Raw genomic sequence first — 13361 nt, 5'->3', positions numbered from 1 at the left:
GACTACGATGGCACACCCGCACGACCCCGCGGTAGACGGGCGAGGATTCACGACGCTTTCTGTTGCGAGTATCCTCAGCGAATCCGCGATCCGGCATGCCGACAGGCCCGCCGTGTTCTATAACGGAGAGGCGATCACGTACCGCGAGCTCTGGGATCAGACTCGCGCATACGCTGGGGCCCTTCGAGCCCGTGGGGTCGGCAGGGGAGACCGCGTTGCGATCATGATCCCGAACGTTCCCGATTTCCCGCGGGTGTACTACGCCGTGCTCGCACTCGGCGCGATCGTCGTGCCGATTCATCTGCTGCTGAAGGCTGAGGAGATCAGCCGGATGCTTCACGACGCGGGCGCCGACCTCTTCATCGCCTCCGCGACCTCGCTTGCGGAGGCTGCTCCGGCCGCTGCTGAGGCGGGGGTGCCGCTCGTGACGGTGCTGCTCCCCACCGAGGCACCTGGCGACTTCGCGCGGCTCGAGGTTGAAGCGGCCGCTGCCGAACCCATCCGGCGGATCGAACCGACCGGCCCGCTCGACGCCGCGACGATCCTGTTCACCAGCGGTACGACCGGAACCCCGAAGGGCGCGGTGGGTAGCCACCTGTCGATTGTCGAGCAGGTGCATGCCGGGCTCATTGACGGGGTTCAAGTGTCGAACCAGGACGTGACGTTTGGCGGGCTGCCGCTGTTCCATACGTTCGGCCAGACCTCGGTGCTGAACATGGCGTTCCGCGCCGGCAGCGCCGTCATCCTGATGCCACGATTTGACGGCGACCAGGCTCTCGAACTCATGGTGAAACACCAAGCAACGGTGTTTGTCGGGGTGCCGACCATGTACGTCGGCCTCGTCGAGGCCGCCCGCCGCACCGACGCGCGCCCGCCCCTGCGGTTCGCGAATTCTGGCGGTGCCGCCCTGCCCGTCGCGCTACTTGAGGCGTTTGAGCAGGCGTTCGGGGTGCCCCCGCACGAGGGCTACGGGCTCACCGAGACAGCCCCGACGGTCACCGTCAATACGTTCGGGAAGCCGACGATCGCGGGTACTGTTGGTGAGACCCTCTGGGGTGTCGAGGTCGCGATCGCCGACCCCGACGTCGAGGATCGGATTGACCTCATTGAAGACGACGGGGTGCTCGGCGAGATCGTCGTGCGCGGCCACAACGTGTTCAAAGGCTATGTCGGGCGTGAGGAAGCAACGAAGGAGGCCGTCGTCGACGGCTGGTTCCGCACCGGAGACCTCGGGACGTACACAGAGGGCATCCTGACGATCGTCGACCGAAAGAAAGACATGATCCTCCGGTCGGGGTACAACGTGTACCCGACGGAGGTTGAGGCCGCTCTCGCTCGCCACCCAAAGGTCGCGGCGTCGGCTGTTTTCGGGGTAGACGACGAAGTCAAGGGGCAGGAGATTCACGCGGCGGTGCTGCCACGCGAGGGGGCCGAAATTGACCCTGACGACATTATCGAGTTCGCGAAGGAGCACGTCGCGTCATACAAGTACCCCCGCTTCGTCCACATCGTGGAGGAGCTGCCGCTCGGTGCGAGCGGCAAGATCTTGAAGCGCGAGCTGCAACGGATGTACACGCCGGCGTAGCAGGGGCCGGGGCGCCCGGGTAACCTGCCCGGGTGCCGGGTGCCGGGTGCCGGGTGCCGGGTGCCGGGTGCCGGGTGCCGGGTGCCGGGTGCCGGGTGCCGGGTGCCGGGTGCCGGGTGCCCTGCATGGGGTCCGGGCATCTTCCCTTCCGCTGCGCCCCAAATTTTCCTCGCGCTGCCAAACTCTGGGGGAATCTGGCGTGCTTCGGAGAAAATGAGGTGTAACGAGTGGGGCGCAACGCGAATTGCCTTGCCCTGGCTCGCGGTCGCGGGTTTCTTCGTCGGTGTTCGGGCTCGCGACCTCGCGGGTGGTGGGCTCGCGAGGCGGGCGTCTTCGTGGGTGCGCGCAAGCCCCTCCCTGTCCACTACACCCCAAATATTCTTTGCGCCGCCAAATTCTGGGGGAATCTGGCGTGCTTCGGAAAAATTGGGGTGTGGCGGGTGCTGCGGGTGTCACGGGTGGGGTGGGCCTGGCGCAGCAACGACTGGCCGGTTGCCGGCCCGGGCCCACCCCAACAAGGCCCCTACAGGCCCGGGATGCCCTTCCCGACTAGCGGGACAGGCTCAGGCTCAACGGCCGTGACCTTGTCGCCGTCGAGGCGGTATGCGGTCCCTTCGAACTTCTGCAGCCCATCGCGGATGACTGCGATTCCCACGCCTCGGAATGATGAGTAGTCGTCCTTCTTGAACGACAGCGGGAACATCCCGTTGCCCACGAGCTTGCCCGACGTGATGGCCTCCACGATTGACTCGCGCGTCGGCTCCTGCCCGGCGGCGTACAGGGCCTCGGTAAAGAGGTAGGCCGAGCTCATGCCGTTGAACACGGCGCCGGTGAACGGAGCGTCCGAGTTGTAGTCGGTGTTGATCTGGCGGAACAGCTCTGACCACCCGTTATCCTCGTCAGCTGACTGCAGGTATCCGGTCGAGACGAGCCCCTCGAGGAGCCCAGCTCCGCCCTCGCCCAGCAGGTCGAGCAGCACGAGCTGGTCGGATCCTACGGAAGAGGTGATCCACGTGGGCGACCAGTCGAGACGCGCGGCGGTGGTGAGCGAGAGCGCCACAAACCCGGGGATTGCGGCGAGGATGACGACCTCGCAACCGGCGGACTTCAGCGCGCCAACCTGGGCGGTAAGGTCGGCGTTCGAGGTCGGATACTCCTCGACCTGCGCAAGCCCTCCCTCTCCGAGTACGAGTTCGGCGCCCCGGCGCATGTCGCCGCCGAGGTCGTCGTCTTGCCCGAGGAAGCAGGCCGTCTGACCCGTCAGCTCATCGGTCGCGTACTGGCCGAGGGCTGAGCCCTCGACAACGTAGTTCGCGTTGAAGGGGAACAAGTTCGGGTACGACTTCGGCTGGTTCCAGGTCGTCGAACCCGAGGAGACGAACAGGTCGGGTACGCCATTGTCGTTGAGGAAGTCGATGACGGAAGAGTGGGTCGGCGTCCCGAGCCCGTTAAAGATTGCGAACACCTGGTCGTCTTGGACGAGCTCCCTGACGACCATCTGCGTGTTCGCGGGGTTGTAGCCGTCGTCTTTCACGATGTAGTTGATCTTGCGGCCGTGCATTCCGCCGTTGTCGTTCACGTAGGCGAAGTAGGCGAGCGCGCCGGCAGACACCGAGGCGTACCCGGGCGCGGCCGGGCCCGTGAGCGGGGTGTGCGTGCCGATCGTGACGGTGTCGTCGGTCACACCGGGTGTCGACGAGGCCGGGGCGTTGCCCCCGGTAGACGGCGTGCTGCATGAGGTGAGCACGAGTGCGGTTGCGACCGCCGCTATCGCGACGGTTCGGCGAGTGCTGCGGTGGGCGCGGCGGTGGGCGCGGCGAGCGCGGCGGTGAGCGAACATGAAAGCCTCTTTCAGGCGGTTCGATGTGCGGATAGGGGGAAACACACAGCCCTAGGCTCCGGGCGGCATGCCGCCCGGAGAGAGCGGTACCTGCGCCATCTCTGTGCGGGTGGCTGTGCCGTCGTCGACGGTGTACGCGACGCCGTTGAAAGCCTGAACTCCGTCGTCGACCGTCACGATGCCGACGGTGAAGTACGAGCCGTGGTTTGTGGAGCTGAAGGAGAGCGGCGCGACCCCGTTCCCTACGAGCTCGCCCGAGCGGATGACCTCAAGGATCCCTTCGCGGGTGGGCGTATCGCCGAGCTTCTCCAGCGCCTCCGCGAACAGGTACGCAGCGCTCATGCCAAACACGATGTTGCCGTTGAACGGGACGCCGCCGTTGTAGGTCTCGTTGACCTCGCGGAAGAGCTCGGCCCAATCGTTGTCGCCGTACGCTCCGGGGAGGTAGTTCACGCCCGTGAGTCTGGTGAGCATCGCGGGGCCAACATCTTCGCCAAGAATCTCAATGAGCGTCGTGTAGTCGATCCCTACCGACGTGGCGAACCACTCCGTCTCCCAACCGATTCTCGCGGCCGTACTCATCGCGAGCGCCGTAAAGGCAGGGATCGAGCCGAGGATGTTGATCTCGCATCCAGCGTCACGCATCGCACCGATCTGAGCGGTGATATCGGGGTTCGAGGTCGAGTACTGTTCGGTGTGCGTGATCCCGTCGGCGCCGAGGCTCGACTCGACGCCCTCGAGGATGAACCCACCGAGGTCGTCATCTTGGCCGAGCACGCAAACCTGCTTCCCCGGGAATTCGTCGCTCGCGTACTGCGCGAGCGCGGCGCCCTCAACCGAGTAGTCGGCGTTGAACGCGAACGTGTAGGGGTACTTTTCGGGCTGGTTCCAGCTCTTCGAACCGGTCGCAACGAAGAGGTCAGGGATCTTGTTCTCGTTGAGGTACTCCAGCACCGACGTGTGCGGCGCCGTACCAATCCCGTTGAAGATCGCAAACACCTGGTCGTCCTGCACCAGTTCGCGAACCACCATCTGCGTGTTCGCGGGGTTGTAACCGTCGTCCTTGATGATGTAGTTGATGGTGCGGCCGTTGATGCCGCCCTGGTCGTTGATGTACTCGAAGTAGGCGAGCGCGGCGGCCGAGACTGACGAGTACCCGGGGGCCGCGGGCCCCGTGAGCGGGGTGTGCGTGCCAATCGTGATGCTGTCTGCCGTGACGCCCGGCACGGTGTCGGCCTGGGGCGACGATGGCGTACTGCACCCGGCGAGGGCAATCGCGAGTGCGGCGGTCGCGGCCGTCGCTACCGTCGCGGCGGTTGCTGTGGCAACCCGAGCGGGCTTGAGGTTCAACATGGCGTCATCCTTTGTGTGTCAGTGTGTGTCAGTGTGTGTCAGTGCGAGCGGCCGTGAGCCGTGAGAACTACTCGGTGGAAGGCGAGCGCAGTGCGGAGCGCAACCCCTCCCGCGGCCCCTGCGGGAAGCGCGGAATGAGCCCAACGATCCCGCTCGGGCGAACCAAGATCGTCACCGTCAAGAGCGCGCCAAAGATGAGCACAGGAAGGTTCCCGGTGAGGCGCTGCGTCATATCAGCCGAGAGCGGCAGCTGCGACGTCGCCGTCGTAATGAGCCAGGGGAGCATCACAACAAGGAACGAGCCGATCGCGGCACCACCGATACTGCCAAGCCCGCCGAGCACCGCGGCGACCACGAGCAGCAGCGAGAACGAGAGCGTGTACGCGCCGGGGCTCACCGACTGCGTAATGAAGCAGAGCACCGCGCCGCCCGCGCCCGCGGCAACCGCGCTCACCGTGAACGCCGAGACCTTCACGCGCCCTGCGGGAACCCCGTTGAGCCGCGCGGCAGTCTCGTCGTCGCGCACCGCACGCATCCGCAAACCGAACGGCCCGCCGCGGAGAATCGCAAGCCACGTCACCACCGCGCCAGCGGTAAGGATCGCGACCCACGCATGCCACTGCTCGGCAGCGATGAGAGTTTGGAGCGCACCCGGAACGCCCTGATAGGGGCTCGGCAGGCCCTGGTCGCCCCCGAGCGCTTTGAATGTCGTCGCGACGGCCGGAACCGCGACGACCAGGGCGAGCGTGATTCCCGCGAGGTAGGGGCCGTGTAGCCGGGCTGCCGCGAGGCCGAGCAGCAGGCCGAGCGCCCCGGCCGCGACGACTGCGACCGCGAACGCCGGCAGAAAGCGGGCGAGCCCCGTGAGTCCGGCCGCCGCGAGCGCGTTTGCCGTGAGCGCGTAGCCGTACCCGCCCGTTGCCATGAGCGCGGCGTGGCCGAGCGAGAGCTGCCCGCTCTGGCCGACAAGCAGCGTGAGTCCGGCCGTGACAGCGAAGTATGCCGCGATCGTCGCGAACTGGAAATTGCGGTAGGGATCGAGCAGAAACGTGGCCCCGATCGCGAGAATCGTGAGGGCCGCGCCGAGCGCGACGATCCGAGCGTGACCGCGAAGCGCGGGCAGGAAGCGGGTCATGCGCTCCGCTCCTTTCTGGTAGAAAACACTCCGGCGGGCCGCAGGAGCAGCACGAGTACGAGGAGTACGAGCACGCCGATCGGCGCGACCGTCGCGCCGAGGTAGCCGGTCAGCAGGCTCATCGCGACGCCGACGATGAGGCCGCCAAACAGCGCACCGCCGGGGGAGTCGAGCCCGCCGATCACGGCGACGGCAAACGCGTAGACGAAGAGCATGTCGGTCGCGTGCGGGTTGAGGCCCAGCTCCGTTGGCACGAGTAGGATCGCGGCGAGCGCGGCTACCGCGCTCGCTAGGATCCACCCGATCGTCACCATCCGGGTCACCCGCACTCCGAGCAGCCGGGAGACGTCGGGAGCGAACGCCGACGCGCGCAGTTGGAGCCCGAGGGAGGTACGGGCGAACACCACGGCGAGGGCGAACATGACGACGAGCGTGATCCCGATCGTGAACAGGTCGTTGACCGACAGCGTGGGGACGCCAGCGATGACGATCGCGCTGCGATCGAACGGCGCCGCCATGGCCCGGTACTGCGCACCGAAGAAGATCCCGAGAAGTGACTGCAGGACCATCACGAGACCGATCGCGGCGAGGACGCCGGTGAGGTGAGACGACTGCGGGGCGAAGCGCATCACGCCGCGCTCTACGACCCAACCGATGAGGCCGCCCGCGAGTATGCCGACGGCGAGGCCGACGGCATAGCTACCCGTTGCGCCGGTCACGGCGAACGCCACGTAGGTGGCGACGAGCGCCATCGCGCCCTGCGCGAAGTTGATGATGCGGGTGGCTCGCCAGATGAGCACGAGCGAGAGCGCGAAGAGCGCGAAAACTGCGCCGCGGGCGATACCCGTCGCGATGAGAAACATGAGTCTATCCATCAGAACCCCAGGTAGGCGTGTCGAATCGAAGGATCCTCTGCGAGCGCCTTGGCGTCGCCATCGGCGACGATCCTGCCAAGGTTCACGACGACGCCGCGATCGGCGATCGAGAGCGCGCCCGTGACGTTTTGCTCGGCGAGGAGCACGGTGAGGCCGCGCTCACGGGCGGTCTCTCGCAGGGTGCGCATAATCTGCGCGACCACAAGGGGAGCGAGCCCGAGTGAGGGCTCATCGAGCGCGATGAGCCTCGGCTCCGCGATGAGCGCGCGGCCGAGGGCGAGCATCTGGCGCTCGCCGCCGGAGAGCTGGTGGCCGTCAGCGTGTTTGCGGCGGTCGAGGGGCTCGAACATGCCGTAGATCTGCCGGATCGCCGCCTCTCGTGCCTTCCCCCGGTGCCGCCAGAGTGCGCCGAGGCGGAGGTTCTCGTCGACGGTGAGTTCGCCGACGACGCTTTGGCCGTCGGGCACCAACGCGAGGCCGAGCCGCGCCCGGTCTTCGGTGCGCATGCCCCGCAAATCGCGGCCGTCGAACGTCACCGAGCCGCTCGCGGCGCGGACCCTGCCGGTGAGCGCGCTCAGCAGGGTCGTCTTGCCCGCGCCGTTCGCGCCGAGCAGCGCGACGACTTCGCCGGGCCGCACGGTGATGCTGATGTCGTGCAGCACCGGGCCACCGCCGTAGCCGACGGTGAGTTCCGAAACGCTGAGCTCGGCGCCGGTCTGAGACGACGCGCTCACGAGCTCGCTCCGAGCGTGGCGCGCGCTGTGTTCCCGGTTGCTTCCCATGGCTCGCTCCCGGCTGGCACTCCGAGGTATGCCTCCTCAACCTTGGGGTTTGCGCGGACCTCGGCGGGCGTTCCCGCGGCGATGAGGCGGCCAAAGTCGAGCACGAAGATGCGATCGGCGAGCCCCATCACGAAGTCGACGTGGTGTTCGACGAGCAGTACCGAGCGGCCGCTCTGTGCGATCTCGCGGATCGTTGATGTGAGGGCCGCGATGTCGTCGGAGCCGAGACCTCCGGCGGGTTCGTCGAGGAGCATGAGGCTCGGGTCAGTCACGAGGGCGCGCGCGAGGGCAACCCGCTTGCGGTCGGGGTATGAGAGTTCGGCGACGCGGCGGGCCGCAACCCGGCCGAGGTCGAGTTCTGTGAGCTGAGCGAGCGCGGCGGCGCGAGCGTTGGGGCCGCTGGCGATCGGTACGAGCACATTCTCGAGCGCGGTCATGCTGGGGAATAGGCCGAGGCCCTGGAGTGTCCGTGCGACGCCGTGGCGGCCGAGCCGCGATGTCCCTCGCGGTATCGGGGCGCCGTCGATGCGAATGCGCCCGTCATAGCGGAGCAGGTTGCAAATCGCATTGAACACGGTCGTCTTGCCGGCACCGTTCGGGCCGATCAGCGCGACGACCTCGCCCGGTCGAACGGAGAATGTCACGTCGTCCAGGGCGGTGAGACCGCCGAAGCGCACAGTGAGATTGTCGACCTGTAGCCGGGGTGTTGTGGTTGGTTGTTGATTCATCGGCACCTCTTCGTGTCGTTGGTGGCCCCACAGTACATCAAATACCGACCGGACGGTATGCTTCTGTTGTTTTGTTTTTCGAAAGATGTATTGTTTGCCAAGTGGAGGGGGCGCGATGCTAGTGTGGTCAAACCGACTGGACGGTATGTACGACGCAAGGAGGCGCCATGGCCGAGTCACGTTTCGATGGGACTGTCACGATTGTTACGGGCGCGAGCCGTGGAATTGGGTTCGCGATCGCCGAACGACTCGTTCGCGAGGGCGGGTCGGTGGTGATTACCGGCCGCAACGAGGAGGCGCTCGACGAGGCGGTCCGAGGCCTTGGCCCGAACGCGTCAGGCGTGGCGGGGCGAGCAGACGACGCAGACCACCGGGCGGCTGTGTTTGCCCACGTCGCTGAGCGCCACGGGCGACTTGACCACCTCGTCAACAACGCGGGTATCAACCCGGTGTACGGCCCCATCGCCGATGTCGACGCGGGGGCGGCGCGGAAGATTCTCGATGTGAACGTCATCGCCTCGCTCGATTGGACCCGCGAGGCCGTCGCCGCCGGTCTGAGTAAGAGCGTCGTCAACATTTCGTCTGCCTCGGCCCTGGGGGCGAGCCCCGGGATTGCGTTCTACGGCATCTCGAAAGCCGCGCTCATGAACCTCACCGTGCAGCTCGCGTACGAGCTCGCACCCAAGATCCGGGTAAACGCGGTTGCGCCGGCGGTCGTCAAGACCTCGTTTGCCCGCGCGCTCTATGAGGGGCAGGAGGCCGAAGTGTCAGCGGCATACCCCCTCGGTCGCCTCGGTGAGCCCGAGGACATCGCGGGGCCAGTTGCCTTCCTGCTCTCGGACGACGCCGCGTGGATCACGGGGCAGACGGTGCCGATCGACGGCGGGGGGAGTATTCGCCCGATCCTCTAGCGAGAGTGAGGCTGGAGCGGCGTTCCGGCGACAGCGGTTGATAGGGAAGAATGACTCGAATGAAGCAGTCTCAGGTAGTAAGCGACGTCATTCGTGCCGCGGTCGAGCTCTTTGCGCTCAAGGGGTACGCGAACACCAGCGTGCAAGATATTGTGAGCGCGGCCGGGGTAACCAAGGGTGCGATGTACCACTACTTCGAGTCGAAAGACGACCTGCTGTTCGGCATCTACGACCGAGTACTGTCACTGCAGCAGGCGCATCTCGATGCGATCATCGCGGAGGGTGGTGAGGTGGACGACGTGCTGCGGGCAGTCTGCGTCGACGTCCTTGAGACCTCGATTGAATTCATCGCCGAGGGCACTGTCTTCTTCCGCAGCATGGACATGCTCTCCGAACAGCGGCGAAAGGAAGTCGTGCGCCGCAGGCGCACCTACAACGATGAGTTCGCTGACCTCGTGAGGCGAGGGCAGCGGGAGGGGCTGTTTCGCGAAGACATCCCCGTCGCGGTGCTCATCGCGCACTTCTTCAGCGACGTCCACTACCTCTCCTATTGGTACTCGGAAGAGAAGCCGGCAGACCGGACGCTCGCGGCAGTGCAGATCACAGACCTGTTTATGTCGAGTCTAAGGAGATCAGATGTCCAGCATTTCAGTTCCACAGACGATGCGAGCTTGGCAAGTCACCAAGCTCGGTGAACCTGCGGAGGCGCTCGCGCTCGTTGACGCCGCGGTGCCCAAGCCCGGCCCAGGGGAAGTTCTTGTCAGGGTCGGTGCCGTTGCCGCGAACTTCCCCGACGTGTTGCTCGCCCGGGGTGAGTATCAGGTCAAACCAGAGCTGCCGTTTACTCCCGGCGTCGAGTGCAGCGGAACAATCGTCGAACTTGGCGAAGGCGTCACAGAGTTCACCGCCGGGCAGCGCATCGTGGCGTATTCCATCGGGCTACTCGCCGAGTACGCGGTCGTCCCGGCGAACGCCATTCAGCCGATTCCCGAAGCCCTCGACGACGTGCGGGCCTCGGGTTTGACGATCGCCTACCAAACGGCGTGGTTCGCGCTGCACCGCCGGGCGCAGCTCCAAACGGGCGAGTGGCTGCTCGTGCACGCCGCGGCCGGGGGAGTCGGTGCGGCCGCGGTGCAGCTCGGCGTCGCCGCCGGCGCTCGCGTGATCGGCGTCGTGGGTTCTGAGGCCAAGGCGCAGGTCGCGCGCGAAGCCGGCGCCGAGCACGTAATCGTCCGGGGCGGAGACGTCGTTGCTGAGGTGAAACGCATTACTGAGGGGCACGGGGCCGACGTCGTTTTCGACCCCGTCGGAGGTGACTCGTTCGTCGCCGCAACGCGGTCGATCGCGTTCGAGGGCAGGATCGTGGTGATCGGGTTCGCGAGCGGCACGATCCCGGAACTCGCCATGAACCGGCCACTCATCAAGAACTATGGCGTTCTTGGGCTCTACTGGGGGCTTTACCAAGAGCGAGCGCCCCACCTGGTCGCAGAAGCTCACGCGCGACTCGTCTCGCTGTTCGAAAGCGGCGCGATCGCTCCCACGGTCGACCACACCGTCGCCTTTGAGAACGCGCCAGACGCGTTGACCGCACTCGCCACGGGCACCACCGTCGGCCGCGTGGTGATTGAGGTGACCAAATGATCTCGCTCGAGGGGAAAGTCGCGCTCGTCACGGGCGGTGCCCGCGGAATCGGCGCGGCCTATGTGCGGGCCCTGCACGACGCAGGGGCACGTGTCGTGCTCGCCGACGTGCTCACGAGCGAGGGGGAGGCGCTCGCCGCCGAACTCGGCGAGCGCACCAGGTTCTTGGAGCTCGATGTGCGCGATGAGCAGCAGTGGGCAGCCGTCGTGGCCGAGACCGTCGCCACGTTTGGTTCGGTCGACGTGCTCGTGAACAACGCGGGCATCGCAAACGCTGCGCCCATCGAGCACTTCACGCTCGAAAAATGGAATGCGGTCATCGCGGTGAACCTCACCGGCGTCTTTCTTGGTTGCCGGTCCGTGGTGCCTGCAATGAAGCGGCAGGGGTGCGGGTCGATCATTAACATCTCGTCGATCGAGGGCATGCGCGGAAGTCCCGGTCTTCACGGGTACACGGCGGCGAAGTTTGGCGTGCGCGGTCTCTCAGCGTCGCTCGCGGTCGAGCTCGGCCCAGCGGGCATTCGCGTGAACTCGGTGCACCCGGGATACATCAAGACGGCGATGTCGGAGCGGATCGACCCCGAAAAGCTCGATATCCCGCTGCAGCGCCCCGGGGTTCCCGAAGACCTTGTGGGAACGATCGTGTTTCTCGCGAGCGAGGCGTCGTCGTTTACGAGCGGCGCGGAGTTCGTGGTGGACGGCGGCATGATCGCGGGGGTCCCGCACCGGTAACGCCGTCTCTGCTACGCTCGCTGCAGACTTTCACGACGAAGACAGCAGGGAACATGAGTAGCACGACGCAGCCCGCAGAGACAGCTGCCCCGGCCAGAGCAGAATGGACGGGGCAGCTTGGGTTTATCATCTCGGCGATCGGCTCCGCCGTTGGCCTTGGCAACATCTGGCGATTCCCCGGGGTCGCGTATGAGAATGGCGGCGGCGCCTTTCTCATCCCGTACATCGTCGCGCTGCTAACCGCCGGGATCCCGATCCTGTTCCTCGACTACGCGATTGGGCACCGCTTCCGCGGCTCGGCCCCGCTCGCGCTGCGCCGCCTCGCAGGCAAGCTCGGCGAGGGCATCGGTTGGTTCCAGGTGATGATCTGCGTGTTCATCGCGATCTATTACACCGCGGTGCTCGCGTGGGCGTCGAGCTACTTCGTGTTCTCATTTGATCTGCGCTGGGGCGACGACGCGGCTGGGTTCTTCACCGGCAGCTACCTGCAGACCGCTGAAGCGCCGTTCACGATGCAGTTCGTGCCGAGCGTGCTCATCCCGCTCGTGCTGATGTGGATCGTGGCGCTCGTCGTGCTAGGCGCTGGCGTCGTGCGCGGCGTGCAGCGTCTAAACATGATCGCGATCCCGCTGCTCGTCGTCGGGTTCCTGATCCTCGTCGTGCGCGCGCTGTTCCTCCCCGGCGCTGCCGACGGCCTGAACGCTCTGTTCACCCCCGACTTCGCGGCGCTGCTTGACCCCTCGGTGTGGGTGGCGGCGTACAGCCAGATCTTCTTCTCGCTCTCCGTTGCGTTCGGCATCATGATGACCTACGCCTCGTACCGTCGCAGGCGCTCAAACATGACGACGCCGGGTCTCGTCGTCGCATTCGGTAACTCGTCGTTCGAGATTCTTGCCGGCATTGGAGTGTTCGCGACACTCGGGTTCTTCGCGCATCAACAGGGAGTCGCGGTCGCCGATCTTGAGGGGCTGAAGGGGGTCGGGCTCGCGTTCATGACGTTCCCCGCGATTGCCGCGCAGATGCCGGGCGGCGAGATCTTCGGCGCGCTGTTCTTCGGCGCGCTCACGCTCGCCGGGCTCACGTCGATGATCTCCATCATGGAGGTCATTCTCGCCGCGGTCATGGACAAGTTCGGGCTGAGCCGCCGGGGCGCCGTCTACGGGATCGGTGGCGTTCTCGCCGTCGTTTCGCTCGCGCTCTTCGGCACCACGTCGGGGCTCACCGCCCTCGACACCATCGATAACTGGGCGAACAACATCGGCATCGTGGCCTCGGCGGTCGTGATGACGATCACCGTGCTCTGGATCAGGCGCGCAGGGACCGAGCTGAGCGGCCACCTGAGTACGCTCTCCACGTTCAAGGTCGGCCGCGCGTGGCTGTTCTTCGTGTCGGTGCTCGGCCCGGTCGTGCTCGGCTACATGCTCGTGACGACGATCATCGGGCTTGTCCAAGAACCCTACTCGGGCTACGACACCGGGTACCTCGCGATCGTCGGTTGGGGGTCGATCCTCGTGATGATCGCCGGCTCCGTCGTGCTGACAATGAGCCCGTGGCGCTACGACCCGAACCAATTCACGCCGTGGCCGCCGGTCTCAAAGACTCCGGCGCAGACGAATGGAGCAGGCCGATGACTCCCATTGCAATCACGTTCCTCGTGCTCGCGCTGACAATTATCTGGGGCGGGCTCATCGGGAGCACCGTGTTTCTTGCGAAGCGCCCGGAGGTGACCGCATACCCCGCGGGTGGCGAGGACGTCGCGGGCGAGCGCATCGAGGAGTAG

Annotated in this window: 13 protein-coding genes; 7 read left to right on the top strand and 6 right to left on the bottom strand. The window is 66.1% G+C overall.

Annotated elements, in window-relative coordinates; translation table 11 throughout:
* Window positions 1-7: 7 nt before the first annotated feature.
* Window positions 8-1585, top strand: coding sequence for an AMP-binding protein (locus tag FB468_RS05655; protein WP_141886477.1), 1578 nt, complete (start codon window positions 8-10; stop codon window positions 1583-1585).
* 523 nt (window positions 1586-2108) lie between these two features.
* Here FB468_RS05655 and FB468_RS05650 read toward each other — a convergent pair.
* From FB468_RS05650 to FB468_RS05625, 6 genes are all read right to left on the bottom strand, one after another.
* Window positions 2109-3425 carry an ABC transporter substrate-binding protein gene (locus FB468_RS05650; protein WP_141886476.1) on the bottom strand — a complete coding sequence of 439 codons (1317 nt, stop codon included), beginning with the start codon at window positions 3423-3425 and terminating at the stop codon, window positions 2109-2111.
* A 51-nt stretch (window positions 3426-3476) separates the two neighbouring features.
* Window positions 3477-4778 (bottom strand): ABC transporter substrate-binding protein, encoded by a 1302-nt coding sequence (locus FB468_RS05645; RefSeq protein WP_141886475.1) that lies wholly within the window; start codon window positions 4776-4778, stop codon window positions 3477-3479.
* Between the two features lie 67 nt (window positions 4779-4845).
* Window positions 4846-5913, bottom strand: coding sequence for a branched-chain amino acid ABC transporter permease (locus tag FB468_RS05640; protein WP_141886474.1), 1068 nt, complete (start codon window positions 5911-5913; stop codon window positions 4846-4848).
* Window positions 5910-6776 (bottom strand): branched-chain amino acid ABC transporter permease, encoded by an 867-nt coding sequence (locus FB468_RS05635; RefSeq protein WP_246055773.1) that lies wholly within the window; start codon window positions 6774-6776, stop codon window positions 5910-5912. The genes FB468_RS05640 and FB468_RS05635 overlap by 4 nt, the downstream gene beginning before the upstream one ends.
* Window positions 6777-6787: 11 nt before the next feature.
* On the bottom strand, window positions 6788-7522 hold the full coding sequence (locus FB468_RS05630) for an ABC transporter ATP-binding protein (protein WP_246055772.1): 735 nt from the start codon (window positions 7520-7522) through the stop codon (window positions 6788-6790).
* On the bottom strand, window positions 7519-8298 hold the full coding sequence (locus tag FB468_RS05625; RefSeq protein WP_141886471.1) for an ABC transporter ATP-binding protein: 780 nt from the start codon (window positions 8296-8298) through the stop codon (window positions 7519-7521). Before FB468_RS05625 ends, FB468_RS05630 begins: the two co-directional genes overlap by 4 nt.
* A 167-nt stretch (window positions 8299-8465) precedes the next feature.
* Between FB468_RS05625 and FB468_RS05620 the strand changes: the two genes are divergently transcribed.
* Genes FB468_RS05620 through FB468_RS05595 form a run of 6 tightly spaced genes read left to right on the top strand, consistent with a single transcriptional unit; the run spans window position 8466 to window position 13361 of the window.
* Window positions 8466-9209 carry an SDR family oxidoreductase gene (locus FB468_RS05620; RefSeq protein ID WP_141886470.1) on the top strand — a complete coding sequence of 248 codons (744 nt, stop codon included), beginning with the start codon at window positions 8466-8468 and terminating at the stop codon, window positions 9207-9209.
* A 59-nt stretch (window positions 9210-9268) separates the two neighbouring features.
* Window positions 9269-9904: a TetR/AcrR family transcriptional regulator gene (locus tag FB468_RS05615; protein ID WP_141886469.1), complete on the top strand. Its 636-nt coding sequence runs from the start codon at window positions 9269-9271 to the stop codon at window positions 9902-9904.
* Complete coding sequence (locus FB468_RS05610) at window positions 9846-10850, top strand: NADPH:quinone oxidoreductase family protein (RefSeq protein ID WP_246055771.1); 1005 nt, start codon at window positions 9846-9848, stop codon at window positions 10848-10850. The genes FB468_RS05615 and FB468_RS05610 overlap by 59 nt, the downstream gene beginning before the upstream one ends.
* Window positions 10847-11581 (top strand): glucose 1-dehydrogenase, encoded by a 735-nt coding sequence (locus FB468_RS05605; RefSeq protein ID WP_141886468.1) that lies wholly within the window; start codon window positions 10847-10849, stop codon window positions 11579-11581. The genes FB468_RS05610 and FB468_RS05605 overlap by 4 nt, the downstream gene beginning before the upstream one ends.
* Window positions 11582-11634: 53 nt before the next feature.
* A complete protein-coding gene (locus FB468_RS05600; RefSeq protein WP_141886467.1) occupies window positions 11635-13212 on the top strand; it encodes a sodium-dependent transporter in 1578 nt (525 codons plus the stop codon).
* Complete coding sequence (locus tag FB468_RS05595) at window positions 13209-13361, top strand: methionine/alanine import family NSS transporter small subunit (RefSeq protein WP_141886466.1); 153 nt, start codon at window positions 13209-13211, stop codon at window positions 13359-13361. Before FB468_RS05600 ends, FB468_RS05595 begins: the two co-directional genes overlap by 4 nt.

The organism is Leucobacter komagatae (assembly GCF_006716085.1).
Lineage (GTDB): Bacteria > Actinomycetota > Actinomycetes > Actinomycetales > Microbacteriaceae > Leucobacter > Leucobacter komagatae.
The sequence above is the reverse complement of the archived record's forward strand: the minus strand, read 5'-3'. Positions and strand labels throughout refer to the sequence as shown.